Origin of the sequence: Litorimonas cladophorae, from assembly GCF_014652455.1 — a bacterium.
In the GTDB taxonomy this organism is placed as follows: Bacteria; Pseudomonadota; Alphaproteobacteria; order Caulobacterales; family Maricaulaceae; genus Litorimonas; species Litorimonas cladophorae.
Genome location: NZ_BMYV01000002.1, coordinates 252,776 through 277,098, shown reverse-complemented (window position 1 = coordinate 277,098; position 24,323 = coordinate 252,776). Strand labels below are relative to the sequence as shown.

Below are 24,323 nucleotides of genomic sequence, written 5' to 3'. Positions count from 1 at the left end.
CCCCATATGAAGTTCCTGATTATGAATGGCGCGGGTAACCGTTTTGGCGTCTTTGACGCGCGGCAAACGCCGGGTTTTACCTTGTCTGATGCACAAACGATTGAGATTGCAAAACCGGGTGGCAAGATGATGGGCGAGAAAGGCGCGGATCAAATTGTGATCCTACGCGCGCCAAAGTCGCCAGACGCCGATATTTTTATGGAAATCCGCAATCAAAAGGGCTTCGAGGTTGATGCCTGCGGAAATGCGACCCGAACAACAGCTTGGCTGCATATGCGCGACGCAAAGACCGACACCTGCGTTGTCGAGACCAACGACGGATTGCTCTATTGCACCCGCGCAGGCGAATTTGAAATCTCGGTCGACATGGGCCCGCCAAAACTTGACTGGGCACAAATCCCCCTTGAGGAGCCGATGCACACCCATCACATTGATGTAAAACTTGGCCCGATCGATAATCCCGTCCTGTCCAACCCAGGCGCGGTTAGCATGGGCAACCCGCATTGCGTCTTTTTCGTAGAGGACTTTGAGCAGGTCAAACCCCATCTGGCAGGACCAATGATCGAGTTTCACCCGCTTTTCCCTGAGCAAGTCAATGTTGGTTTTGCGCGGGTCGACGCGGATGATCGCATCCGTTTGAAGGTCTGGGAACGTGGCGTTGGCATGACGCTGGCTTGCGGCACGGGCGCTTGCGCCGCGGTCGTGGCAGCCCATCGTCAGAAACGCACAGGCCGTGACGTCACCGTTGAGGTCGACGGCGGCACCCTCCACATCTATTGGCGCGAAAGTGATGACCATGTCATCATGACAGGCCCGGTCGAGTTGGAAAGCGAAGGGTCCGTTTAACTGGCGCCTGCCTGCCTGACTTGACCCTTCACGCTATCTCCACCACATGCTCGCTATGGCTGATGCCCCTGACATAACTTCCGCGAAAAGCGCCACGAAGGTGATCACCTTGGGCTGTCGCTTGAACGCCTATGAGTCTGACGTCATGGCACAAAATGCGCGGGATGTTGGCGATCAGGGCGCCGTTGTTATAAATACTTGTGCCGTCACAAATGACGCCGTCGCCGAAAGCCGTCGCCAAGTGCGCAAGGCCAAGCGCGATAATCCCGATGCCCGTATCATCGTCACGGGCTGCGCGGCGCAAATCAACCCGACTATGTTCGCCGATATGACCGAGGTCGATCAGGTGTTAGGCAACCATGAAAAAATGAGCCCGCTCTCATTTGGGCCTGATGCACCCACCGAACGTATTCGCGTAAATGACATAATGAGCGTGCGCGAAACCGCGCCGCAATTTATGGGCAGTGATAATGCGCCGGCCATTAAATCGCAAAATCGAAGCCGCGCTTTTCTACAGGTTCAGAATGGCTGCGACCACCGCTGCACATTTTGTATCATCCCCTATGGTCGAGGTAATTCACGGTCCGTTCCGGCGGGTGAAATCGTCGGGTCTATTAAATCCCTCGTCAAACAAGGTTATAACGAAGTCGTTCTCACGGGTGTGGACCTGTCAAGCTGGGGCACAGACTTACCGGGCACGCCGCCGCTGGGCGATCTGGTGCGCCGCATTTTGAAGCTCGTGCCTGATCTACCTCGCCTGCGGATGTCGTCTATTGACCCTGCGGAAGTCGACGACGTTCTATTTAATCTGCTGGTCAGCGAACCACGCATGAGCCCCTATCTGCATCTATCCCTGCAAGCAGGGGATGATATGATTTTAAAACGGATGAAGCGCCGTCACCTGCGTGCCGATGCCGTTGATTTGTGCGAACGCTTGCGCGCAGCCCGGCCTGAATTTACATTTGGCGCTGACATCATCGCGGGTTTCCCAACCGAAAACGACGCGATGTTTGAAAATTCTTTGAGCGTTGTTTCAGAGATCGGCATTCCGTGGCTGCATGTCTTTCCGTTTTCGCCTCGTGAAGGTACCCCAGCTGCCAAAATACCACCCGTAAATGGCAATATTGTCAAAGCTCGCGCCAAGCGTCTGCGCGACGCAGGTGACGTTGTAAAAGCCACACACTTGCAGACCCGTATTGGCGATGAGGACGAAGCTTTGTTCGAAGAAACAGGCTTAGGACGTCTCCCCGATTTTTCACTCATAGCCGTAGACAATCCCGCCGCAGCAGGTAGCTTGGCGCGTGTTCGGATTACGGGCGCAACAGATACACAATTAATTGGAACCTTGATTTAAATATGGCTGAGAAGAAAAAAGGGTTCCTGTCGAAATTAGGCTTTAAGTCCAAAGCGGATAAGCTAGCAGAAGAGGCGGCAGCCAAAGCCGCGGCCCAGCAGCGCGTCGATGAAAAAATGGCCGCGCGTATGGCGGCGATTAACGCGGCCGCCCTCGCCTCTGCGCGAAAACAAGACGAAGCTTCGCAGGGTATGTCGGCAGAAGAAACGGCCGCACGGGAACTGGAAGAAAAACGCCTCGCTGAAATCCAAGCGGCACGCGATGTGGCACGTGCCAAACAGCTTGCCGAAGAAAACGCCCGTAAAGCCCAAGACGAATTAGATGAGAAAGCCCGCCTTGAGGCCGAATCTCAGAAACGTGCCGAAGTCGAGGCTGCGCGCAAAGCTGCAGAACAACGGCTTGCCGCTGAGGCCAAAAACAAACGCGCCGCAGAGGAGAAAGCTCGACAAGAGGCTGAAGCGCTTGAGGCTGCGCGTATCAAGGCCGAAGCGGAAGCCGCGCTCGCCAAAGCAAAATCCGAGGCCGAGGCGGCCGCGCTAAAAGCGACGCAAGCGTTCGAAGCCAAAGCGCGCGAAGAGGCTCGCATTAAAGCCGAAGTCCAACGCCAAGCTGAGGAATCCGCCCGCCTGGAGGCTGAACGCGCTGAACGCGAACGCATTGAGGCGGCGCGCATTGAGGCCGAGCGCCTTGCCGAAGAAAAGATCAAAGCGGCCCGCCTTAAGAAAGAAGCCGAGGAAGCCGATCGCCGCGCTCGTGTCGCAGAAGAACGCGCAGCCCGCGAAATCGCGGAACGCGAAGCGGCAGACGCCGCAAACGCCAAACGCGCAGCCGACCGCGCTGCGGCTGGACTGCCCGAGATTAAACCCGAAGCTGAACCGCTTGCCGAAGGCGGCTTCATGGGCCGCATTAGTGCAGGCTTGCGCAAATCCACCACGCGCATGTCAGACCAAGTCGGCGCAGCTTTCACGAAGCGCAAGCTGGATGATGAAGCGATAGAGGAATTAGAAGATATCCTCGTGATGTCTGACTTGGGTTATGGTGTTGCGTCGAAAGTGACGGACCGCCTGCGAGAAGATAAATTTGATAAACAGGTCACCGATCTCGAAATCAAAATCGCGCTCGCAGATGTTATTTCAGACATTCTGACCCCGCTGGAGCGGCCCATTGTGTTTGGCATGGCCAAGCCGCAAATCATGCTATTTGTCGGTGTGAATGGGTCGGGCAAAACGACGACTTTAGGCAAAATTGCCAATCAATATACGAAGCAAGGCAAGAAAGTTCTGATCGTCGCTGGCGACACATTCCGCGCCGCAGCCGTTGAACAATTAACTGTTTGGGGCGACCGTGCAGGGGCACCTGTCATGAGCGGGTCGCAAAATTCAGACGCGGCAGGACTCGTTTTTGATGCCATCAAACGGGCGCAAGCCGAAGATGTTGACATTCTGATGATCGACACGGCCGGCCGTTTACAAAACCGCACAGAGCTCATGGAGGAGCTCTCCAAAATCATTCGCGTCATTCGTAAGCAAGACCCAACAGCGCCACATCACTCCATCTTGGTGCTGGACGCAACCGTCGGTCAAAATGCGTTGATGCAAACCGAAGCCTTTAAGGATACGGCGGATGTGACAGGCCTGATTATGACGAAATTGGACGGCACAGCCAAAGGTGGCGTGCTGGTCGCATTATCGGATAAATACGGATTGCCGATCCATCATATCGGAATTGGCGAAGGCATTGAAGATTTAGAAAACTTCAGCGCTCCCGTCTTCGCGGCAGCCCTGTCCGGTGTTGCCGATAGTTTGGGTGAGTAACGGCGGACGGCCTGTGCGCGTTCAATATCCGGTGGCACAAACATCACACCCGCGCCCATGGACGATGATCTCGCCCGAAAGAGCTCTCTGCCCAACTCGGGAGGCCCAACGTCAACGGAGCGTGCCAACCCAAATGCGTGTTGACCCTTTGTGTGCTGCAAATTTCCTAACGGCGTTTGCGTTGCGGGACACGTCTTTGTGGTTCAGACCGTTCGGAATTCGACTGATTGTGATAGGCAGGATAATCTTCTGTACCGTAGTAGCCAGTGCGAGGTTGAGGCGTCTCAGTCTCTGATGTGACAATAGGCTCAGCCATTCTGCCCGAACCGTAATATCCCAAGCTATCGCTGTAACTCTGGCCTGCGGTATAGCCATTCCTGTACGTCGTGGGCGAAACATAGGCGCCTGACGAAACCGTATGGGTGCCAGAATAGTCATCTGTGTTAGACCCACTGTTTTGGGAACCACTATACTGAGAGCCTGCGCCACTATAGGTCGTCCCTGCGACGGAGCCTCCTTCGGTCAGGGTTCCAGAAACAGTGCCCGACCCAGATCCAGGTCGGCATAAAACACGACGCCATTCATAGCGCTCAGGACTGACGAGTTCCTTGGTCGTAACGTCGCCGAATTCTGCGGGAACTGTGACTTCATAAGCTTCTGCGGGACGCACCAAATCATCGATAGCGATAGTGCTATATTCGGCGGGAATAGGCACTTCTTTTACAAACCCTGGCTCGGCCACGACCTGCCGCGTAACTGTACGATATTGCGGCGAAACCGGCGTGCGGATTACACGGGAAGGCGCGCTCATGACACGGCGTGTTGTGGTGACTGACGTGCCTGGTTCTTCGACCAAGCACCAAATTTCACAACCCGGTCCACAGCTATCACCGCCGCTTTGGGTCGAGGCATAGCTGCCTCCGGTATAACCTGAAGAACTGCGCAGTCGTCCGTCGGCGGTAGAATGAATAACATATCCTTGGCGGCGTAGCTCGCCGGGGTTGCCGCGTTTCCAAACCAAATGTGGAGCGCTCGTTTGCAGGCGCTCTGTCACCGTTGAAAATTGAGGGGCAGACACAGACAGGCGGTCGTGTCCTGGGCGGGTCAAAACACGCTCGCTCACACTCCGATAAGTCGGCTGGCGCACTTCATATCTGACACTTGGTTCCTTGATCATAACCGTTTCATCTCGGCGCTGAAATTCTGGCTCTGTGACTTTAAGTTTTGCATAGGAGTCGGCAGTTTGGACCCGCTGGGATCCGCTTGCATATTGCGCAGGAATTTTGACCTGCGCGTAACACTCACCCGGATTCGAAACCGGTGGCAGCGCCGATGGAAATTGCGACGGCCCCGCCGCAAAGGCGGATCCCGCTACACCAAGGAGTAATGCAGCCGTTAAGGGGAAAGTCAGTTGGCGCATAATGGCCTCCGTCTTAGCGTTGATAACGTGTCCATAAGAAATGGAAAATAAGAAGAGCGCAGGCCGCGCCACCGAGATTGGCGACCGTGTCGGCGATCGATCCGGTTCGGCCCAGCGCCATTGTGTGTTGTGCAATTTCTATCGCAATTCCGAAAACCGCCAATCCGAGAAAAATCCAGCCGCCCCAAATTCGTAACCAGCCGAGCCGCGCGAGACCCGCCAGAAAGCCATAGGCCCCAAAGTGCAGAACTTTGTCCATGTTCGGAACGCCCCCCACCGCGAGCGAAGGACGTAGGCTCATATATGCCACTGTCAGGAGGGCTGCTGCCGTCAGCAATCGGAAAATCCATTTCATATGTCCGCCTATAGGATAGGGGATGAGGCAAGGCGACGACCAAGATAAGGTCTTTTCGCGGCAAATGCGTTATAGATGTTATCCCAAGTTCAGCCATTTATGGTAAACAGACCCTTAATTGTGGCACGAATGTGGCCGATCACATATTTTGCCTGAATGGGGCCTTAATATGAAATAGGATTGCCAGACTTTTGAGTTTCTCTCAAAGACAGCCCTTGGCAAAAGGCGCTCAAGCGGTCAGAAGCCCATCATCCGGGCGGGTGGACAGAGTGAATAGGATTTCTCATGACAGTTATGAACCCAAAAGATGTTGCAAAAGATTTGGACGGATGGACAGGCGGCGATGACTTTATCACGAAGGTTTTCAAATTTGACGATTTCGTCGAGGCCTTTTCTTTCATGACTCATATCGCAATTATCGCGGAAAAAATGGACCATCACCCCGAGTGGTTCAACGTCTATAACCGTGTCGATGTAACGTTGACGACGCATGATGCGGGTGGGGTCACGGAAAAAGATGTCGCGCTTGCCAAAGCTATGGAAAAGGCGGCTTCATAATGCGGCGCCTCCTCCCTATTCTACTCCTGAGCGCGGCCCTGCCGTTTCAAGCGCATGGACAACAAACTCAAAGCCAAATTCTACCGATCTGCCCTGGTGGTGAGGTCATAGAACTAGATGGAGAGTTTGCTTGTAAACAGGACGACACGCTGGCGCTTCTCATTGCGGATTTTGAAGCCGCCGAACTTGATGGCGATATTTACCGACGCGGGCAAGAAGGCGACCGCGAAGCCCTGAAACAGCTTCCTGATATTTCTCCTGAAGCCGACGCCGCCGCGAATGAAAAAACGATGGGCTTTTTGGCCCGCCATGCGGCGCTTTCCAAACTGCCCATGACCGATGATGATCGTTTGAACCACACATTGCTCGGTTTTGTACTTACGCAGCGTCAACGTCTTGCGCCATTTGATTCAGCGCGAGTCCCGTTCACCAATGATAGTGGGTTTTTCAACGAACTTGGCTTTATCGTGCGGCGCACCGATTTTGACACAATCGCGGATTACGAAGCCTATGCGGCGCGCCTGACCCGACTGCCGCGCTATTTCGCGCAAGCGAAAGAAAATATGCGCCGTGGAATCCGCACCAAATTCACCGCGAGCGCAGAAATTCTTCCTGGTATTCAAGAGATGATTGATGCCATGGCCGAAACATCTGCGACTGCACATCCCTTATTTGCGCCATTTAAAGACTTCCCAGAGAGCATTTCCGTCGAGGATCAAACGCGTCTACGGGGCTTAGGAAAAGCCGCGCTCGAATCTGCCGCTATTCCTGCCTATCGCGATCTTTCGAAATTCATGCGTGACGAATATGCGTCTGCGGCGCGTCAAACGGCTGGCCTGGGAAATAGTGAAGAGGAGCGTGAATATTACCGCGCCTTGACCCGCTATTTCACGACATTGGATATGGGACCCGATGAAGTTCACGCCTTAGGCTTGTCCGAGGTCGTACGCATCCGCCGCGAAATGGACGCTGTTATCGCCGAAGTCGAATTTAAGGGTAGCTTTGCGGAGTTTTTAGAGTTTTTGCGCACGGACCCGCAATTTTACGCGACAACCCGCGAAGAACTTCTGATGCATGCAAGCTTTATTGCGAAGAAGCTTGATGGCAAAATGCCCGAATATTTCGAAACCCTGCCGCGTTTGTCCTATGGCGTCATTCCCGTGCCGCGGGAAATCGAAAAATCATATACAACGGGGCGTTATTTTTCAGGGGACCCTGATCGTGGACAGGCCGGGAATTATGTCGTCAATACGTATAATCTGCCCAATCGTCCGCTCTACAATTTGCCCGCCTTGACCGCACATGAAGGTGTTCCAGGTCACCATATGCAGATCGCAATCGGACAAGAATTAAAAGGTCTGCCGAAATTTAGAAAAAGCCTTTATCCAAACGCATTCGGCGAAGGCTGGGGACTCTATGCGGAAAAATTAGCGGGCGAGATGGGAATTTACACAACGCCCTATGAGCGCTTTGGTCAACTGTCCTATGAAATGTGGCGCGCCTGCCGTTTGGTTGTCGATACGGGTTTGCACTGGAAAGGCTGGACCCGCGAAGAAGCTGAAGCCTGTTTCTTAGAAAATTCAGCCCTTGCCCCGCACAATATTAAAACAGAGGTGCAGCGTTACATCTCTTGGCCGGGTCAAGCTCTCGCCTATAAAGTTGGAGAGCTGAAAATTCTCGAACTTCGGGCGAAAACGGAAGATGCCTTGGGCGATGATTTTGACATTCGTCGTTTTCATGATGCCGTCTTGTCGGGTGGTGGAATACCGCTCGACATCCTCGAAACCCGTATTGATCGCTTTATTTTTGACGAACGCCGCCGGTTAAATCAGCTCGAAATTGAAGCCGCGCGTGAAGCCCAGCGCCAAGACGCACCTGCATCAGCGCAACAAACCTCGGGTAAATAGGCAACGCCCTCGATTGGCAGTTCGACATGAAAAACCCGCCGAGACCAAGCCGCAAAAATGCAACTGGTTCGGCGGGCTTGTGCCCCTACCCTAAGGTACGGTGATTAGAAGCGGTAACGACCACGCAATGTGACGGGGATCGAAACGCGACCAGAATTGTTGTTCAAACCGCTCAATGTTGAGCCTGGCGTGATCACGCTATTGTCTGATTTCAGTCCACCTTGATAACGCACGCCTGTTTCCAAACCGATGGTTGAGTAGCGTGTTAGAGGTGTTTCAACACCTACAAGACCAGCGGCCGTCCCGACCCAGCTATCTTTGTAGAGCGGAACTTCAGCGGCGCTAAAGACGGCTCCACCCAATTGTGTGCCAACGACGCCGATGTCGTCAACTTTAGAGACACCTGCACGACCTTCGACGTAAGGGCGAATGCTGTTGAAGATGATGCCATTTGTTGGCTTGAAATATTGACGAAGGCCGAGCTCCCCGCCGAACGCTTTATAATCTGTCAATCCGCCTGTCAGTTGCTGACCGCCGATTGTGCCCCAGTTGCGGTCTTGATTAGCTTCGGCTTTCTCGTAATGGCCGAGCAAAGACACTTTTGTGTTGGGTGCCAAAGCATAGGACCCGCCAAGCTCGACACGAACGCCTGGATCGTAAGCTTTTTCAAAAGAGATAGAGTTGAAGTCTTGGCCTGCAATATCGTGCGCTTTACTAGCCGTGATGATATTCTTGCCACCTTCAAGTACAGTGCCAACGCCGCCTTCAAGGTTCCAACGGGCAAGGCAGTTGCCGGAGTGACAGCTTTTGTTCGAAACGGGTGTCGCGGCATGTTGGCCGTAATATCCAGTTTGCTGATTGTAATGTGTATTTGTTTTCTTGTCGCCGAGGCCAAGAAAGGAGCAGCCGGAAAGTGCTATTGCGGCGGTGCCGAGCATGATTAATCGCATGGTTTTCACCCTTAGTGTTCCGGATTGGCACAATCGCCGTTTCTATCCGTCATCGTGGGTGAAGACCTTGCAATGCAGAGGCCAATTCAATCAGTCTTAAACGAGAAAACCCGACCCCAGAGGTGAATCTGAGATCGGGTTTTGATTTTTTCTAGTGAGTTACCGCGCCTTAGAAAGCGAGGCGACCGCGCAATTTTACAGGGATAGAGATGCGATCTTCACCGCCTGAATTCGCTTTCAAGTTATCGCGCCAGCGAACCCCTGTCTCGACACCAATCGCACCGCGTGGGCCGACAGCCATTTCGGCACCAACAACACCAGAGGCAGTTGGACGCCAGCCGCTATCGATGAATTGTTGCTGATTAAAGAGTGTGCCATCGTCACCATATGTCTGTGTGAGATCGACGCTCTTGTTGTAACCCATACCTGCCGTCGCACCGACATATGGGCGCAGACCAACATTGTGTCCGACATATTGGCGAACGCCGCCTTCAATCGTATATTGTTCCAAGTCGCCAAATTTACCTTCAAGTCCGCGCTCGCTAGATCCCGCATCTGCAATAAAGGCCCCTGTGACTGGGTCATGCACACCTGGTTGGAAAGACCCAGTCGAAACCGTACGGCCCTCGTGTTTGGAATAAGCTGCCGAAGCCAACAAAGTCGTGTTGCGGGACAGGTCATATGTCGTTGCGCCGCCGATCGTGTAGCCTTCTGCGAATGCATCGGAGTAATCGAAAGCATCAATTGCGCCCGCTTGTCCGCCACCGCCATCAGATGGACCAGCACCTTTGCCGCCAAATAATTCCCCGCCTACGCCGATTTCAGTTCCGCCAAAGACTTCAAAGCCAAATGGCATCGCCGCGCCAACGCCGCGCAATTGTGGTACACCGTAAGGTGCCGCATAAGGCTGTGGCACATAGATCGGCGCACCGACAACATTTTGAACGTAAGCGCCATTTACATATTGTCCGTTCGTCATTTGCGTACCGACAACATTTGTACCGTAAGCAGCTGCACCATAAGGGGCTGCAGCGCCGAGCGTTGTTACGCCAGAACCATATGTTGTTGATCCATATCCATAGGATTCGCCGCCAACGCCTTGAGCTGCGAGGCCAGCACCAACAACGGGACCACCTGTGACGCCACCGCCATATCCGCCGCCTGTGAAGGATGCGCTGTTAAACTGCTGACCCTGAGCGCCTTGTCCGTATGCGCCTTGCCCATAAGCACCTTGGCCGTATGCGCCTTGTCCATAAGCAGCTTGGCCATATCCGCCTTGGCCGTAACCTTGTGCATGAGCGAAACCGCCATTCGCACCGTGACCAACGCCATATGCGCCGCCACCACATGCCGCCTGTGCGCCATAGGCGCCGGCTTGATATCCCTGAGCCTGATATCCTTGAGCTTGCTGACCGTAATAGGCTTGTTGACCGTATTCAGCTCCTTGGGACACGGCACAATTCGAGCCATATACCCCAGAGGATGTTCCGTAGCTATGATTGTTCCCGCCGAGACCCAACCAAGAGCAACCCGACAATAATACCGCTGATAGTGCGCAAGCTGCAAGCCGCATATCGGCCTCCTTTAAATCGAACATTTCGTCTTCTGTTCTATCTTAGAACAGAAGATACTTAAAAAACTGTTCCCAAAGCGGAAACAAAACCTTAACGAATCCAGCGCTTTGGCTGGTTAACGCCACTCACCTAGAAATTAAACGACCCACGTAATGTGACAGGAATTGAGATATCCGTATCTGAACGTTCGCCATTTGAATATTTACGGCCACCTTGGACCCGTACACCCGTTTCAAACGCCAATGCGGTTTTGGGTGTCACTTGCCATTCAGCACCAACATTGACCTGACCAGCAGGAACCCACTGATCCTCGAAAATAGTCACCGTGGTTGCGGGATCGGTAATGTCATAAAATTGCTGGGAATCCGTATCCGTTGCTTGCGCACCGTTCAGGTCAAATCCACGCTCGTAAAACCGCTGACGCTGGGTGACTTTAACGTCCACCTTTTGATGATGAGAGGCCCCAGCCGATGCGCCCACGAATGGGGTGACAGTGCGGTAGCCTTCAGATTTCACAATCGGCTTGAAGTAATGTCTGGCACCCGCTTCGAGATCGATCCGGCGCATATCTGAGAAATCATAGATGAATTGCGCGATTTCTTGGTTTGGAACAAATGACGCCGATGAGATTGTATCCGTGCGAATATATTGTTCTGGTACGGCAGCAACAGCGGGCGTGTCATTCGTCCCGGCTGTCGCGGGGACCCCTGGAGTTATAAGTTCGCCCGTAAGTGGATTTACGAGAGCCGGGATTTCGGGTGTGCCGGGCGTACCCGCGATAAAGGGTTGAGCCGCGACGGCTGGAATATAATCATATGTTCCTGCCTGTGTGACTCGATACAGGGTCGCATCAACACTGGCTGATACCCCATCATTGCCCTCTGAGTGCGTATAACCTGCGTTCGCGAATACGGTCGTGCGCCCGCCGACCATATATTCCAACCCGCCCTTAATGCCCGCGGGCGTTGCCCAAGCGTCATCAAAGGAAACGTTAGGTCTGGAAATGGCTTCATATTCGCCATCTACGAAATACGCACCTTCCGTTGGTCGATTTGCAAAGACTGAAGGGCGGATCAAATTCGAAAGATTTCCTGGTAGATCATTCGCTGTATAAGTCGTGCGGACTTCATCACCCGTTGCATCGGAACCCACTTGGGTGCCTTCATTATAAAGCTGCGGGTTATAAGCACCGACCGCATCGATTGAGAATCTGTCATAATCTATCAGATCACCCGAAACGCTACGTTCCAGACCTAAAGAGAGAGCCCCCCGGAGTTTCGGCTTACGCTTACTGGATCGAGACGTGTGGTGGGCTAACGCGGCCGTTTGGCCGACGGCTGATCCATATGCGCCGCTTGTATATTCTGGTTGAGAGTAGTCTGGCGAACCGTAATTCGGCTCTTGCGGAAAACCGCCATATCCAGCTCGTCCCCCTTGGGGGCCGCGCAGTTGTCCGTGTGCAGGACCAACAGATAATGTCACCTGTTCAGGCCGGCAACCCCGCGGAATAGGTTGATTGGGTGAGGATATCTGGCAGCGTTGCGCCCCATAACCCTGCTGTCCTTGCGTATGACGGTCTGCGCCATATTGTCCGTGCTGTGCCGATTTCTGTTTGGCAAACGGGTTCTTATACGTCCCGGGTTGCCCGCCAATAAAGGAGCAGCCTGAAAGTAAAGCGGCCGACAAAGTCGCCGATAATGTTAAAGTCCCCAGACGCATATCGTCCCCCGCAATCAAGACATGGGAGACGCGTGTCATCCCATCATGGTTAACTCAGGAATGAAGGAGTTTGCTTAACAAGGGGTTTAGGCGATGCGCTTTCGCTGGGAAAAAGCGTCAAAGAAGCGGTTTTACAGCCTCTGGTGGGCGCCCAATGATCGCCCGTCGCCCATCTGTAACGATGGGGCGTTCGATCAAAATGGGAAATCTCGCCATCATTTCGATCAATTTTTTCGGATCGGTCACACCTTTAAGGCCCTCGTCTTTGTAAATCGCCTCACCCTTGCGCATAAATGCGCGCGGGTCATCAAAGCCCAATAGATCCATCATATCCTTGATATCATATTCAGAGGGTGTGTCCTTTAGATACAGGCGAACGTCGACCTCTTTCCCTGACTCTTCGAGAAGCGCCAAAGTCTGGCGGGATTTTGTACAGCGAGGATTGTGCCAAATTGTGAGCATGGGAGCCTTCCGATTTTTTGACGCTTTTATTGCGTTACAGGCAACTTAGCGCCAAAGCAGAGGCGTGACCACGCCCATCCCAAAAACACTTGTTATCAGCTCCACCGTTGCCAGCTCACGGGTGGGGGCAAGCGCCGCCAGCTTTTGCCTGCAACGGTTGGGCATCGAAACTGTTGTCCTCCCGACAACTCTTATGGGACGGCATCCTGGATGGGGCGCTCCCGGTGGCGGAGCCGTAGATGCGGCGCGTCTGCGCGATGTCTGGGAGGGCGTAAAAGCCCAAGACCTGCATTTTGATGCGGTGCTCACAGGATATATGGGCGACACTGAGCATGTGGCTCTCTGCGAAGAGATCATCGGGCATGTGTTTGCAAAGAACCCAGACGCCATCATCGCCGTCGATCCTGTCATGGGCGATCATGGCCGTCTCTATATTCCAGAAGCCCGCGCAGCCGCCATTATTGAACGCCTTGTGCCGCTTGCAAATTTCATCACGCCAAACCTGTGGGAACGCGATTACATTCAAAATCACCGCGACGTCCTGCCCGCGCGCTTGATCACCTCCTATCCGAATGGTGAGGATATTGGCGCGCGCTGGGAAGAGCCCGTTGGCGATGGGATAACTGCTTTCCAAGTTAGCCACCCCAAGTTCACCTCCGTCCCGCATGGTGGTGGCGACAGTCTCGCGGCGCTGTTTCTGGGCCGTCGCCTTCTTGGGCAATCGCCTCGGCAAGCTCTGGCAGCTTCTGTGTCGTCAGTTTATGAAATCATGCGCGCCGCAGATGCGCTCGACGCAGGTGAATTGCCGCTGATCAGAATGCAGGCCTTTATTACTGACGCACTTCCCTTACATGTGACCTCATGACCGATTTTCCATTCTACGGCCTTTTGCCCACGCGATTTGCTTCCCTCAAAGATGTGATCGCTGAAAATTTCGCCTCTCATGAGGAGTTGGGATTTCAATTCTGCGTCCAGCAACATGGCGAAACCCTGATCGATATTCGCGCGGGCTGGGCTGATCGAAAGAAAGCAGCCGAAGTCGCAGATGACTCGCTGTTTGCAGTGTTTTCCTCTGGCAAAGCCATGGCCGCACTGGTCATCGCTTGGCTCGTTGAGGAAGATCACATTGGATATAACCAGCCCATCGACACGATCTGGCCTGAATTTGCGCAAGCGGGTAAATCCGGCTTGACTGTCGCCCAAATCATGAGCCACCAAGCGGGTCTGTCAGGGATAACCAATCCCGACTGGACCGCCCAAGACTGGTTCGATTGGGACAAGACCATCCACCAGCTGGAACAACAGACGCCGATTTTTGAGCCGGGCAGCGCCAGTGGCTATCACCCCGTGACCTATGGATTTCTAGCCGGCGAAATCGCGCGCCGCGCCGATCCCGAAGGCCGAACATTAGGCACAATTCTGCGCGAAGAGCTCTGCATTCACAAGAATGCCGATGTTTGGATTGGCCTGCCGCCATCAGAGCATGATCGCTGCGCACAGATGCAAAAGCCCAAAGCTTTGGCCAATATGGGTGAGATTACGGAGGCGACACGCTGGGCCTTTATGAAACCGTGGTCGTCCCCAGGCGGCAAGGGCACGGCGGCGTGGCGCGAAGCCGAATTGGCGGGTTCAAATTGCCACGCCACGGCACGCGGGTTGGCGACATTAATGCAAATCGGCGTCGATGGCGGAGTTGGCGACAGCGCAATTCTGTCCGAGGACAGCCTCGCCGGATTATCGCAATCTCGTATCAAGGGTCAGAACCTTGTTCTGCCGTTCAACATTGATTTTGCCGCGGGCATCATGCGCAATGATCCAAATTATTTCTACGGCCCGAATGCCGCGACACTCGGCCATAGCGGCTGGGGTGGGTCCTGCGTTTTTGCAGATCCTGTAACAGGGCTACACGGCGCCTATACCATGAACCGCCAGCGCAATACGCTGCTGGGGGATGTGCGTCCACGCGCCCTCATTGATGCCGTTTACGCGGCTTTGTGAAGGAACCGACAGCATGAGCGCCTTTATTGAAAAATTATGGGAAATGGGTCCCGTCATGGTCGGCGGCGTTCCGCACGCCAATGAAATCGGCATGAAATTTGTCGCTATCGACAAAGGCCGTGGGACGCTCTCCTTACCCTATAATACGGCCCTAATTGGCGATCCGCGCTCTCGGGTGATTTCTGGTGGCGCGGTCACGACATTGCTGGATCAAGCCTGTGGCATGGCAGCGATGGCGGCCTTTGACGAACTTATGCCTATCGCGACATTATCCCTACGGATTGATTATCAACGCGCTGCAACCCCGGGCGAAACCGTCATTGCGGAAGCGATTTGTTACAAAACCACGCGTCACGTCGCCTTTATTCGCGCCGTCGCGCATGATGGCGATCCCGATAATCCCGTCGCCACGGCGCAAGCCTGCTTTATGATCACGGGTCCCGCATATGGCACATCAAAAGCCAAAGAAACTGATGCCAAAAAGTCGGGAGAGAACTCATGACTCAACGCCTGGCCGAAGACCTGATCGCCTCTATTCCCTATGCGAAAACCTTAGGGATTGAAGCGCGCCTGATGGGAGAGGATTTCTTCCTCGTCCTACCCTATTTGCGGTCCAATATTGGCAATCCGTCATTGCCCGCGCTGCATGGCGGCGCGGTGGGCGGATTCATGGAAGTCTGCGCCATGGCGGAATTACGCCGTCATAATCCAGACTTGCCCTTTTCCAAGCCGATTGGAATCAATATTGATTATTTGCGACGCGGAAAACCCGTCGAAACTTTTGCACGGGCCGAGATCATTAAAGAAGGTCGCCGCGTCGCCAATGTGCGCGTTCGGGCTTGGCAGGAAAGCGTAGATAAACCCATTGCGGCGCTATCGGGACATTTTCTCCTCCCCACCCCAACGTGAGCAACCCTAAAGACACCTGCAGCTTTGAACGCTGGACCGCGCTGTGTGATCGAATGGACCTGAACGTTGACGGGAAAACCTATAACACCTTGATCCGGGCCCACGCCGAACCCCATCGTTTCTATCATACCTTAGACCACATTGCCGCGTGCCTCCGCCGTTTGGACAGCGTGCGCGACATCACCGAACGTCCCGATGAAATAGAAATGGCGCTTTGGTTCCACGATGCGGTTTACGCGCCCTTCTCGGCCACCAATGAGGAAGACAGCGCCGAATGGGCCGCCGACTGGCTGCAAGCGTGCGGCGCAGAGAAACCCGTCTTCTCACGCATTGCCGATCTGATCTTAGCCACGAAAAGTCACAAGGCCCCAGAGGGAACAGACGGGCAATTCATGCTCGATATCGACCTCTCAATCCTCGGCACGCCATCCGATATTTATGATGAATTTGAACTCAATATCCGCCGCGAATATAAACGCGTGCCGGGGTTCATATTTCGCAAAAAACGCAAAGCCATTCTCCAAGGCTTCCTCGATCGCGACCGCCTTTACAATACGGGTTATTTCTTCGACAAATTAGAATCCAACGCGCGAATTAATTTAATCCGCACGATTTCAAATTTGGGGTGAGAGAATTTTCGCGCATGCGATCATCAAAGTAGCTGTTTACTGAGTGTCTTACTTGAGGCGATTTTAAGCCGCTCAATTTCTCATCCCCTCGAGACAAATTTTAAAATGAAACCTATCTACTCTACAGTTTCTTTCCCATTTAAGAGCACTCTAGATCCTCAAGATTAGGGTAATAAACATTTCCAGTCATAATTTTAAAGGTCTCAATCTCCGCGCCACCCTTACGACAAGCTTCTCTTAAATCATTAAAAATACTGGAATGCCCACCTGAAAGATGAAAATAGCTCACAAGTTCAGGGCTGTTTTGGTCTAAAAACTTAGCAAATAAATCGTGTGATAATTTTCTGTCCTTCTGGACACCAATGCCATTCTCATAAAAGAAACCTAAATTAAATTGAGCGTCTTCTTCGCCAAGGTCAGCGGCTTTCTGATATTGATGAATAGCTTTTGATAGCCATTCATTAGACAGCGCTTCATCCTTTGTAGGCGGCACTACCTCTTTATAGGCATTCCCTATTCTTTGGGATTGATATCGTCCTGAATATATGGCCGCAAGATTATACATTGCCTTTTCATTATCTTGGGCAGCTTGTTTCTCATATCCGGCAATGGCGACGCTTTCCCATTTTTCGATGCATTTCAAATCAGCCTTACATTCATAGGCTAATGCGTCAGCATAATCTGGGTCGCCCTCTATCGCACTTCTCTTCATACGACTTGAAACGGTTTGAAACCAATCTTCAGCATGCCTGTCGTTATAAAAGGCTTCACGTGCAAATACCTTCACATGCCTAAGACTCAAACTGTGATTAAACCTTAGCTGTTTTTTAGGATAATATCTGGGGAGGTTTTGACAATATCTGAATTCGCTTACAATGTGATCGCGAAGTTCAAGGGCAACGTCACACATTAGAGCATCGTCCTCCAAATACCCCTTAAGACCGACATCCTTAAGGCGATCTTTGATCTTCCCATCCGACAACCGATTATTTTTTTTAATTTTTTCTTCGCCGCGCAATTGCTGAACAAATCTGATAGGGTTAGTGTGCATAGGATCATATGAGCCAAGTCCCAGTTCAATAGATTTTTCATACCAAAACAGAGCTTTTTTTCGATCACGTTGTCGGTTGTCTGCAAAATTAAACCAGTGCCCCAGAGACCATGCGGCGCGAGAATGCCCAGCCTCAGCAGCTTGTATGATCCAATAAAGGTACGCATCGTCACTTTGTTCTACCCCGTAGCCATTGTAATATTTATTTGCGACAAACATCATCGCAGCGGTATCCCCACCTTGAGCCCTTTTAGTGATTTCAAAAAGAGCCGGTTTGTAGGACTCTATTTTTCGACGTACGGACTTTTCGCCTGTTTTGGTTTCCCAGAAGCCACCCCAAAGCTCTTCAAAACCTTTAACTCGACGATTTAGGTCTTCGAAATTCTCTTTATCCAGTGCAGCCCTCTCCAGCCACTCATAGGCTTTGGACGGATTAGGTTCTCCAAAGGAGCCCAACTCATAACTTTCGGCCAAAAAGTTTGAAGCATCAGGATAAGATTGTTCTGCTGCTGCGACGCACCAATCTTCTGCGAAAGGTTTCCAATCCACCGGTACTCTATCATTCAAGGCCTCTTGGCATAAGCCAAATAGTCCCTGCCCATCGCCCTCCAATGCTGCATAGGCGTTCTGGCGATTTGAAAATGAAAATTCATTGTCCTCGTTAAAGTTGGTTGTTTCGAGTGACTGCCTTACCGTTTTTTCCCAAATAGGTTCATTTGAAGGGGAAACGGGTGACTGGGTTTGGGGATCACCACAGCTCCACAGAGGAGTTAGACAAAGTCCAAAAATGGCAGCTCTTCCAAAATTTTTAGGACTTTTAACCATCTTAGAACGATAGGTTAGGTTACCAAGCAAGGTCAATATTGGAAACTTGCTGAGCGTCCTTCTTTGGGCGGTCTAAATCACTGAGTTCATGCCTACTTTGCGCCTGAATACACATCCCTCCCGTCTTTGAAGCCACGCAATCCGCCATAAAACTGTAGTTTCAAAGAGAATGATCCCCGCCCCCCATTTTACCCCTATGTTTAAATGGTTCTTTCGGACACGGGACAGGCAAGTGATCATTGACTGTGTAGTGTTTGTAAAAACATCGCACTGGTGCATTTTACCTTCGGTAAATTGCACTAGCTCGTCCGAAAGACGGTGTGCCTAGCTGCATTTGGTAATGCATGTGCAGAGGGGCCGAGTAGCGCGTGCCTGACCCCCTGGAACGGGGGCAATCCAGTGAGGCCGCTACCCGAGAAACACTGCCGCGTGGTCCTGCAATTAAGCGTCAGCTTGAATGCAGTGTGTGTTCGCCTAGCAAGCGCATACACATCGATACTTGCGTAAAACATTTTTCCATTTCGGTACTCCGTCGCGAGTATTGGCCACGCGGACGTCCCACCTTATCGGGTAACGCATTTGGGCAGCCACCAATATTGAAACAGAAGTTTCAATGGGGTCTGTAAGCGATAGCCCATGCCTAATTATATGGGCCTGATTATAAGTGCCCAATTCTAAGGGCCTAACTCGCTTTCACAATCCTTGGCTTCCACCTGCGTCTAGGCGGGACTTTGCGGTCATATGGGATGACAAGGGGGTCATGCGGACCTAAGCCATTTGCCATGACACCTTCAAAACCAATCCTCTCACGCGGGCAGGTCTTTCGCCAATCTTGGCCGATCATGTTGGCCAATGGCGCAGCGCCAATTGTCGGGCTTGTCGACACCCTCATGGTCGGGCGATTTGTCGGGACGCAAGCTCTGGCGGGGATCGGGTTGGGCGCCGTTGTCTACAGCATCGCTTATTGGGGATTTGGATTCTTGCGCATGTCAACGGCGGGCCTTGCCGCGCAAAGTGACGGGGCGGGCGCAGAGCACGAAGTTCAAGCCCATATCATGCGGGCGATTCCCTTGGGCGTCTTAATTGGGTTGTTGATTTTCATATTCCAAGTCCCCTTGCTCGCAGGGGCGTTTACGGTTTTCACGGCCAGCGCGGAGATCGAAAACAGCGCCCGTGATTATATTGGCGCGCGACTCTGGGGCTTGCCCGCAACGCTCGGGACGATCGCCCTCATGGGCTGGTTCGTCGGCATCAGTCGCGCAGGATTAGCGCTGGGTTTGCAGATCGTCTTAAACATTGTGAACATCATCCTCTCGCCAATCTTCGTGATCGTCTTGGGCGGTGGGTTGATCGGTGTCGGCCTGGCGAGCGCCGCCGCAGAATGGGCCGGGTTCGCGACAGGTATGTTCCTCATGATCCGCGAGGTCAAACGACGCGGCGGTTGGCGGCCCGGGGCGTTTACGCGCAAAGTTCTACTGGCGCGCGATGCGCTGTCAAAACTCGGCGTCGCAAATGGCAATATCTTTATCCGAACGATGGCACTGACCCTCGGCTTTAGCTTTTTTGGCAATGCCGCCGCCAGCGAAGGCGAAACATTTTTGGCCGGCTATCACGTCCTGATGCAATTTATCACCATGTCGGCGCTCGTCCTCGACGGCTTCGCCCATACCGCCGAGGCCGTTACGGGCGCCGCTTATGGCGCAAAAGATCGAAAGCGATTTGATCGTGCCGTCAGATTAACGAGTGAATTCTCGGTGGGGTTTGCGCTCTTAATCAGCGGGTGTATTTATTTTGGCGGACCGCTGCTGATCCCCGTTCTGACAACAGATCCCGCTGTGATCGAAAGCGCACTGACCTATCTGCCCTATTGCGCTCTGGTTCCTATTGCGGGCTTTGCGGCGTTTCAAATGGACGGCATTTTTATTGGAACGACGCGAACGGCCGCGATGCGCAACGCCGGGATCGCCGCCGTGATTATCTATATTGGCGCGCATTATATGATCTATCCCATCATAGGCGCGGCTGGTATTTGGGTGGCGTTTTTGGTCTATTACGTCATGCGAGCCGCAACCCTCGCGGTTGCCTATCCGGCAATCCGAAAAGCGATGGAGGTCGTTGATGCAGATTAGCTTAGCCGATTTCGAAGCGGAAGACGTTCAGGACTTAATCCAAACCTATTTGGCCTTTGCCTCACAGGACGCCTGTTCGCACGCGCTCGGCCTTTCAGCGTTACAAGCCCCTGACGTTCAGATGTTTGTGGCTCGCAATTCTGCAGGTGAATTGATGGGATGCGCCGCATTGAAAACGCTCGACAAGGGAAGTGGCGAAATCAAATCGGTCTGCACGCATGATCAACACCTCCGAAAAGGGGTGAGTCGGGCATTGATAACATATCTGGAGACCGTCGCAGACCGATCCGGGCTGAAATATCTTTATCTAGAGACGCACAACACGCCGCCTTATGCAGCGGCATGCCGTCTCTATGAAAATTTGGGTTTCGCATATTGCGGGCCATTTGGGGACTATGTCCAAAATCCCCGCAATGTTTTTATGATGAAAGACATCAGATCATGACGCCTATACCCGACGATTATGCACCGCATTTCAGGAAATCGGCGTTCACCGACCCTTGGGAACCGCTTTATTCGCGCGTATCGCAAGACGAAATCAGCCTGGGGACGCTATTACGAGTGGCGCATTGTAACTCACGCGGACTTGTCCACGGCGGCTTCATCAGCGCAATCGCCGACAACGCGATGGGCTTGTCCTGCGTTCAGATCATGAAAGCCAAAGGCCGCGAGGTCAAAAGCCTTGTGACCGTCAATCTCAGCGTCGATTTCACTGGCATGGCCAAAGTCGGAGACTGGATCGCAACCCATAGCGAAGTCGTGAAACTGGGTGGCAGTCTCGGCTTTGTGCAATGCCAATTGCGAACGCCCAGCGCCATCGTTGCGCGAGCGAATGCGACTTTTAAATTGGGCTAAGTCAGATCTGCCCCGACGGCCTGACCAATCGTCTTAAATCCGTCAGCCTTGGCACGGGCCTCAAGATCGGCACAAATTTGCGCGACGAGTTGCGGGCCATGATAAACGAGTGCGGAATAGAGCTGAACGGCTTTCGCACCAGCGCGAATTTTCGCATAGGCCTGCGCACCGCTGCCAATCCCGCCAACCCCGATGAGGTCAATGCTGCCGTCCGCTGCATCTGCAAATTCAGACAAAACCCGCGTCGATTTCTCAAAAAGCGGTTGCCCGGACAAACCGCCGCCTTCGCCGTGATGCGCGCTTTGCAAACTTTCAGGTCGGTCAAGCGTCGTATTAGACACAATGATTGCGTTCATTCCATATGTTCGCGCCTGTTCAACAATACGTCCGATTTGTCCGCTATCCACATCGGGGGCGACTTTGAGGAAAATCGGAACACTTGGCTCATTCCCCGTGAGGGCGGCGCGGGTTTCCGCGATACGACCCAATAAATCTTCCATTTCATCTGCGCCTTGAAGCTGGCGGAGACCGGGCGTGTTTGGCGAACTAATATTTATCGTGAAATAATCGGCGTGACCCCATAGGCGGCTCAGCCCCGCAACATAATCGGCAGGCCGATCATCACTGTCTTTATTGGCGCCAAGATTTGCACCAACGATGCCTGCATTGCCCTTGCGGGCCCGCAGGCGTTCAGAGAAATGATCGAGCCCACGGTTGTTAAACCCCATGCGATTGATGACCGCTTCGTCCTCAACCAACCGAAACAAGCGTGGCTGCGGATTTCCAATTTGCGGGCGCGGGGTGACCGTTCCGCATTCAACAAAACCAAACCCCGCGTTGAGCATCGCATCGGGCACGTCACAATCTTTATCAAAACCAGCGGCCAGGCCCACGGGGTTGGGTAAATTCAGCCCACCTACAGTGGTTTTCAAAATGTCAGATGTGATCTCACCCGTTTTCGGACCCAAACCAGCGCGTAATAGCTTCACCGTCGTCACATGCGCACGTTCAGCAGGGAGGCGACGCAGCAGCGCTGTGCCGGATTTATATAAAAGGCTCATGATATTGGCTCAGGTCGCTTCGGATAGAATTTAGTTAGCTGTCACGTCTATGGGTAGGCTATAGACCCCATCTTCGGGCGAGACCAGCCAGACATGTTTTACGGCCTCAATCGGCATGTCGGCAAAAAGGTGAGGAAATTCCGCCCCGCCGCGCGAGATTTCATATTTTAGATTCGCCTCTATTGCAGCCGCTTCGACTTTCAACAGCGCGACTTCGTCTTGGTCCGCATAATATTTGTCCATCGTTTCCTTCAACTCCGGCACACAAGACATGTGAATATATCCATCGGACAGGTCGACTGGCGACCCTTTGAAATTGAACTCGGTTTGGAAGGCTTCCCACTGATCGAGGGTGAGGATTTTATAGATGAAAGCGTCGCGGGTGGCTTTGGTCATATCTGGCTCCTGATTCTTGCGCGCACATCCATAGGGCATTCTTTATGGGAAGGCGCACAGAAAATGCGCGTCGACGCAGACTCCCGCACACATGTCGGTCCCAGACTCCCCCGCCCCTGAGGTGCCGTGCAAAGCGGTCTCACGAAATTTTATCGGAGGGAACATCCAAATGCGCAAGTTTGCAAAAATCATAGGGGGTGCCGCTTTATTGGCCGCTGTCCCTACACTGGGTTGGGCGCAAGACGCACCAACACTTGAAAGCCTGGCGGCTAATGACGCCTTCGTCTTCAATACGCTGCTATTTTTGATCGGTGGCTTCCTGGTTATGTGGATGGCGGCAGGCTTTGCCATGCTGGAAGCGGGCTTTGTTCGCACCAAAAACGTCTCTATGCAGTGTTTGAAAAACATCACGCTCTATTCTGTTGCGGGCCTTATGTTCTGGGTCGTCGGATACCAACTTATGTATGGCGGCGGCGACTATTTTGGTAAGTTCGCGCTCATGAGTTTTACCCCTGAAGATGTGGACACAGGCTACTCGTCCTATTCTGACTGGTTCTTCCAGATGGTATTCTGCGCCACGACCGCGTCAATTGTGTCCGGCACAGTCGCTGAACGGATCAAATTTTGGCCCTTCGTTATTTTCGTCGTTTTCCTGACAGGTTTCATTTACCCGATCGTTGGTAGCTGGGAATGGGGCGGTGGTTTCTTAAACACTGACTCTTTCATCGCGACATTCGGATCCGAGTTCTCTGACTTCGCTGGATCAACTCTTGTTCACTCAACAGGCGGTTGGGCCGCTTTGACAGGCGCCCTGATCTTGGGTGCACGTAAAGGCAAATATGTTGATGGAAAGGTCAATCCAATTCCAGGTTCAAACATGACATTGGCGACTTTGGGTGTGTTTATCCTTTGGTTGGGTTGGTTTGGCTTTAACGGCGCATCACAGCTCGCAATGGGCACAATCAATGATGCGGACTCGATTGCCAAAGTCTTCGTGAACACGAATATGGCTGCCGCTGCAGGCGTGATCGCTGCCGTGATCTACACACAACTGCGCTATGGCAAAATTGACCTAACACTCGCGTTGAATGGTGCCTTGGCTGGCTTAGTCGCCATCACCGCAGGTCCACTAGACCCGAGCGTTCCCGCTGCCTTGTTGATTGGCGCAATTGGCTCACTGCTCGCCTGTCTGACAGTGCCGCTTTTAGACAAGTTGAAAATCGATGATGTTGTTGGCGCCATCCCTGTTCACTTGGTTGCCGGTATTTTCGGGACTTTGGTTGTCTGCCTGACAACGCCCGAAATTACCTTCATGGCGCAACTCATGGGCGTCTTAGCGGTAGCTATCTTCGTCTCAGTCGTCTCCTCCATCATCTGGTTTGTGATGAAGGTCACTATCGGCATTCGGGTTAGTGAAGAGGACGAGTATCTTGGTCTTGACCAAGCTGAGATCGGGGTTCCGGCCTATCCGGAATTTGTCTCCAACTAAAGCGAGGTTAGGCCAAATGACC

Annotated in this window: 23 protein-coding genes; 14 read left to right on the top strand and 9 right to left on the bottom strand. The window is 52.9% G+C overall.

Going from position 1 to position 24,323, the window contains the following annotated elements; genetic code table 11:
- The first annotated feature begins 6 nt into the window (after positions 1–6).
- Genes dapF through ftsY form a run of 3 tightly spaced genes read left to right on the top strand, consistent with a single transcriptional unit; the run spans position 7 to position 4,014 of the window.
- Positions 7–846 carry a diaminopimelate epimerase gene (gene dapF / locus IE073_RS09130; protein ID WP_189584629.1) on the top strand — a complete coding sequence of 280 codons (840 nt, stop codon included), beginning with the start codon at positions 7–9 and terminating at the stop codon, positions 844–846.
- Positions 847–901: 55 nt separating this feature from the next.
- Entirely contained in the window at positions 902–2,200 is a 1,299-nt protein-coding gene (mtaB, locus tag IE073_RS09125; protein WP_189584626.1) for a tRNA (N(6)-L-threonylcarbamoyladenosine(37)-C(2))-methylthiotransferase MtaB, read from the top strand.
- A gap of 2 nt (positions 2,201–2,202) precedes the next feature.
- The gene (gene ftsY, locus IE073_RS09120) at positions 2,203–4,014 is read left to right on the top strand and encodes a signal recognition particle-docking protein FtsY (RefSeq protein WP_189584623.1); all 1,812 of its coding nucleotides are present in this window, start codon (positions 2,203–2,205) and stop codon (positions 4,012–4,014) included.
- A gap of 166 nt (positions 4,015–4,180) precedes the next feature.
- Here the strand turns inward: ftsY and IE073_RS09115 are convergent, their stop codons facing one another.
- Entirely contained in the window at positions 4,181–5,434 is a 1,254-nt protein-coding gene (locus IE073_RS09115; RefSeq protein ID WP_189584620.1) for a hypothetical protein, read from the bottom strand.
- Between the two features lie 13 nt (positions 5,435–5,447).
- Entirely contained in the window at positions 5,448–5,789 is a 342-nt protein-coding gene (locus IE073_RS09110) for a VanZ family protein (RefSeq protein WP_189584616.1), read from the bottom strand.
- 285 nt (positions 5,790–6,074) lie between these two features.
- Here IE073_RS09110 and IE073_RS09105 point away from each other — a divergent pair, with 285 nt between their 5' ends.
- Both IE073_RS09105 and IE073_RS09100 read left to right on the top strand, forming a co-directional pair.
- Entirely contained in the window at positions 6,075–6,347 is a 273-nt protein-coding gene (locus IE073_RS09105) for a 4a-hydroxytetrahydrobiopterin dehydratase (RefSeq protein WP_189584613.1), read from the top strand.
- A complete protein-coding gene (locus IE073_RS09100) occupies positions 6,347–8,254 on the top strand; it encodes a DUF885 domain-containing protein (protein ID WP_189584610.1) in 1,908 nt (635 codons plus the stop codon). The genes IE073_RS09105 and IE073_RS09100 overlap by 1 nt, the downstream gene beginning before the upstream one ends.
- 104 nt (positions 8,255–8,358) lie before the next feature.
- Here the strand turns inward: IE073_RS09100 and IE073_RS09095 are convergent, their stop codons facing one another.
- The 4 genes from IE073_RS09095 to arsC all read right to left on the bottom strand — a co-directional run bounded on the left by IE073_RS09095 (position 8,359) and on the right by arsC (position 12,959).
- Positions 8,359–9,204, bottom strand: a complete 846-nt coding sequence (locus IE073_RS09095) for a hypothetical protein (RefSeq protein WP_189584608.1) — start codon at positions 9,202–9,204, stop codon at positions 8,359–8,361.
- Positions 9,205–9,373: 169 nt separating this feature from the next.
- Entirely contained in the window at positions 9,374–10,801 is a 1,428-nt protein-coding gene (locus IE073_RS09090) for a hypothetical protein (RefSeq protein ID WP_189584605.1), read from the bottom strand.
- A gap of 106 nt (positions 10,802–10,907) precedes the next feature.
- On the bottom strand, positions 10,908–12,536 hold the full coding sequence (locus IE073_RS09085) for a hypothetical protein (protein WP_189584602.1): 1,629 nt from the start codon (positions 12,534–12,536) through the stop codon (positions 10,908–10,910).
- A gap of 78 nt (positions 12,537–12,614) precedes the next feature.
- Positions 12,615–12,959: an arsenate reductase (glutaredoxin) gene (arsC, locus tag IE073_RS09080; RefSeq protein WP_189584599.1), complete on the bottom strand. Its 345-nt coding sequence runs from the start codon at positions 12,957–12,959 to the stop codon at positions 12,615–12,617.
- 64 nt (positions 12,960–13,023) lie between these two features.
- Here arsC and IE073_RS09075 point away from each other — a divergent pair, with 64 nt between their 5' ends.
- From IE073_RS09075 to IE073_RS09055, 5 genes are read left to right on the top strand one after another with little or no spacing between them, the layout of a single operon-like run.
- A complete protein-coding gene (locus IE073_RS09075; RefSeq protein ID WP_189584596.1) occupies positions 13,024–13,824 on the top strand; it encodes a bifunctional hydroxymethylpyrimidine kinase/phosphomethylpyrimidine kinase in 801 nt (266 codons plus the stop codon).
- Complete coding sequence (locus IE073_RS09070) at positions 13,821–14,957, top strand: serine hydrolase domain-containing protein (protein ID WP_189584592.1); 1,137 nt, start codon at positions 13,821–13,823, stop codon at positions 14,955–14,957. Before IE073_RS09075 ends, IE073_RS09070 begins: the two co-directional genes overlap by 4 nt.
- A gap of 13 nt (positions 14,958–14,970) precedes the next feature.
- On the top strand, positions 14,971–15,459 hold the full coding sequence (locus IE073_RS09065; protein ID WP_189584589.1) for a PaaI family thioesterase: 489 nt from the start codon (positions 14,971–14,973) through the stop codon (positions 15,457–15,459).
- Entirely contained in the window at positions 15,456–15,866 is a 411-nt protein-coding gene (locus IE073_RS09060) for a PaaI family thioesterase (protein WP_189584587.1), read from the top strand. Before IE073_RS09065 ends, IE073_RS09060 begins: the two co-directional genes overlap by 4 nt.
- Complete coding sequence (locus tag IE073_RS09055) at positions 15,863–16,495, top strand: HD domain-containing protein (protein WP_189584585.1); 633 nt, start codon at positions 15,863–15,865, stop codon at positions 16,493–16,495. The genes IE073_RS09060 and IE073_RS09055 overlap by 4 nt, the downstream gene beginning before the upstream one ends.
- A gap of 139 nt (positions 16,496–16,634) precedes the next feature.
- On the opposite strand, the gene IE073_RS09050 is transcribed toward IE073_RS09055, so the two are convergent.
- Positions 16,635–18,371, bottom strand: coding sequence for a tetratricopeptide repeat protein (locus tag IE073_RS09050; RefSeq protein WP_233349961.1), 1,737 nt, complete (start codon positions 18,369–18,371; stop codon positions 16,635–16,637).
- A gap of 782 nt (positions 18,372–19,153) precedes the next feature.
- Between IE073_RS09050 and IE073_RS09045 the strand changes: the two genes are divergently transcribed.
- Genes IE073_RS09045 through IE073_RS09035 form a run of 3 tightly spaced genes read left to right on the top strand, consistent with a single transcriptional unit; the run spans position 19,154 to position 21,355 of the window.
- Entirely contained in the window at positions 19,154–20,500 is a 1,347-nt protein-coding gene (locus tag IE073_RS09045; RefSeq protein ID WP_189584581.1) for an MATE family efflux transporter, read from the top strand.
- The gene (locus IE073_RS09040) at positions 20,490–20,945 is read left to right on the top strand and encodes a GNAT family N-acetyltransferase (protein ID WP_189584579.1); all 456 of its coding nucleotides are present in this window, start codon (positions 20,490–20,492) and stop codon (positions 20,943–20,945) included. Before IE073_RS09045 ends, IE073_RS09040 begins: the two co-directional genes overlap by 11 nt.
- Positions 20,942–21,355, top strand: coding sequence for a PaaI family thioesterase (locus IE073_RS09035; protein WP_189584577.1), 414 nt, complete (start codon positions 20,942–20,944; stop codon positions 21,353–21,355). Before IE073_RS09040 ends, IE073_RS09035 begins: the two co-directional genes overlap by 4 nt.
- On the opposite strand, the gene IE073_RS09030 is transcribed toward IE073_RS09035, so the two are convergent.
- Both IE073_RS09030 and IE073_RS09025 read right to left on the bottom strand, forming a co-directional pair.
- A complete protein-coding gene (locus IE073_RS09030) occupies positions 21,352–22,416 on the bottom strand; it encodes a quinone-dependent dihydroorotate dehydrogenase (protein ID WP_189584574.1) in 1,065 nt (354 codons plus the stop codon). The genes IE073_RS09035 and IE073_RS09030 overlap by 4 nt on opposite strands.
- Before the next feature lie 30 nt (positions 22,417–22,446).
- Positions 22,447–22,812 carry a DUF952 domain-containing protein gene (locus tag IE073_RS09025; RefSeq protein ID WP_189584571.1) on the bottom strand — a complete coding sequence of 122 codons (366 nt, stop codon included), beginning with the start codon at positions 22,810–22,812 and terminating at the stop codon, positions 22,447–22,449.
- A 169-nt stretch (positions 22,813–22,981) separates the two neighbouring features.
- Here IE073_RS09025 and amtB point away from each other — a divergent pair, with 169 nt between their 5' ends.
- Positions 22,982–24,301 (top strand): ammonium transporter AmtB, encoded by a 1,320-nt coding sequence (gene amtB, locus IE073_RS09020; RefSeq protein WP_189584566.1) that lies wholly within the window; start codon positions 22,982–22,984, stop codon positions 24,299–24,301.
- Positions 24,302–24,323 lie beyond the last annotated feature (22 nt).

What these genes read in the sequence shown, in the direction of transcription:
- IE073_RS09100 (WP_189584610.1), top strand. Translation starts at nt 6,347, where the DNA reads ATGCGGCGCCTCCTCCCTATTCTACTCCTGAGCGCGGCCCTGCCGTTT.
- IE073_RS09110 (WP_189584616.1), bottom strand. Translation starts at nt 5,789, where the DNA reads ATGAAATGGATTTTCCGATTGCTGACGGCAGCAGCCCTCCTGACAGTG.
- IE073_RS09095 (WP_189584608.1), bottom strand. Translation starts at nt 9,204, where the DNA reads ATGCGATTAATCATGCTCGGCACCGCCGCAATAGCACTTTCCGGCTGC.
- IE073_RS09090 (WP_189584605.1), bottom strand. Translation starts at nt 10,801, where the DNA reads ATGTTCGATTTAAAGGAGGCCGATATGCGGCTTGCAGCTTGCGCACTA.
- IE073_RS09035 (WP_189584577.1), top strand. Translation starts at nt 20,942, where the DNA reads ATGACGCCTATACCCGACGATTATGCACCGCATTTCAGGAAATCGGCG.
- IE073_RS09070 (WP_189584592.1), top strand. Translation starts at nt 13,821, where the DNA reads ATGACCGATTTTCCATTCTACGGCCTTTTGCCCACGCGATTTGCTTCC.
- IE073_RS09030 (WP_189584574.1), bottom strand. Translation starts at nt 22,416, where the DNA reads ATGAGCCTTTTATATAAATCCGGCACAGCGCTGCTGCGTCGCCTCCCT.
- arsC (WP_189584599.1), bottom strand. Translation starts at nt 12,959, where the DNA reads ATGCTCACAATTTGGCACAATCCTCGCTGTACAAAATCCCGCCAGACT.
- dapF (WP_189584629.1), top strand. Translation starts at nt 7, where the DNA reads ATGAAGTTCCTGATTATGAATGGCGCGGGTAACCGTTTTGGCGTCTTT.
- IE073_RS09115 (WP_189584620.1), bottom strand. Translation starts at nt 5,434, where the DNA reads ATGCGCCAACTGACTTTCCCCTTAACGGCTGCATTACTCCTTGGTGTA.
- IE073_RS09085 (WP_189584602.1), bottom strand. Translation starts at nt 12,536, where the DNA reads ATGACACGCGTCTCCCATGTCTTGATTGCGGGGGACGATATGCGTCTG.
- IE073_RS09065 (WP_189584589.1), top strand. Translation starts at nt 14,971, where the DNA reads ATGAGCGCCTTTATTGAAAAATTATGGGAAATGGGTCCCGTCATGGTC.
- ftsY (WP_189584623.1), top strand. Translation starts at nt 2,203, where the DNA reads ATGGCTGAGAAGAAAAAAGGGTTCCTGTCGAAATTAGGCTTTAAGTCC.
- IE073_RS09050 (WP_233349961.1), bottom strand. Translation starts at nt 18,371, where the DNA reads ATGGTTAAAAGTCCTAAAAATTTTGGAAGAGCTGCCATTTTTGGACTT.
- IE073_RS09025 (WP_189584571.1), bottom strand. Translation starts at nt 22,812, where the DNA reads ATGACCAAAGCCACCCGCGACGCTTTCATCTATAAAATCCTCACCCTC.
- mtaB (WP_189584626.1), top strand. Translation starts at nt 902, where the DNA reads ATGGCTGATGCCCCTGACATAACTTCCGCGAAAAGCGCCACGAAGGTG.
- IE073_RS09105 (WP_189584613.1), top strand. Translation starts at nt 6,075, where the DNA reads ATGACAGTTATGAACCCAAAAGATGTTGCAAAAGATTTGGACGGATGG.
- IE073_RS09060 (WP_189584587.1), top strand. Translation starts at nt 15,456, where the DNA reads ATGACTCAACGCCTGGCCGAAGACCTGATCGCCTCTATTCCCTATGCG.
- amtB (WP_189584566.1), top strand. Translation starts at nt 22,982, where the DNA reads ATGCGCAAGTTTGCAAAAATCATAGGGGGTGCCGCTTTATTGGCCGCT.
- IE073_RS09040 (WP_189584579.1), top strand. Translation starts at nt 20,490, where the DNA reads ATGCAGATTAGCTTAGCCGATTTCGAAGCGGAAGACGTTCAGGACTTA.
- IE073_RS09045 (WP_189584581.1), top strand. Translation starts at nt 19,154, where the DNA reads ATGACACCTTCAAAACCAATCCTCTCACGCGGGCAGGTCTTTCGCCAA.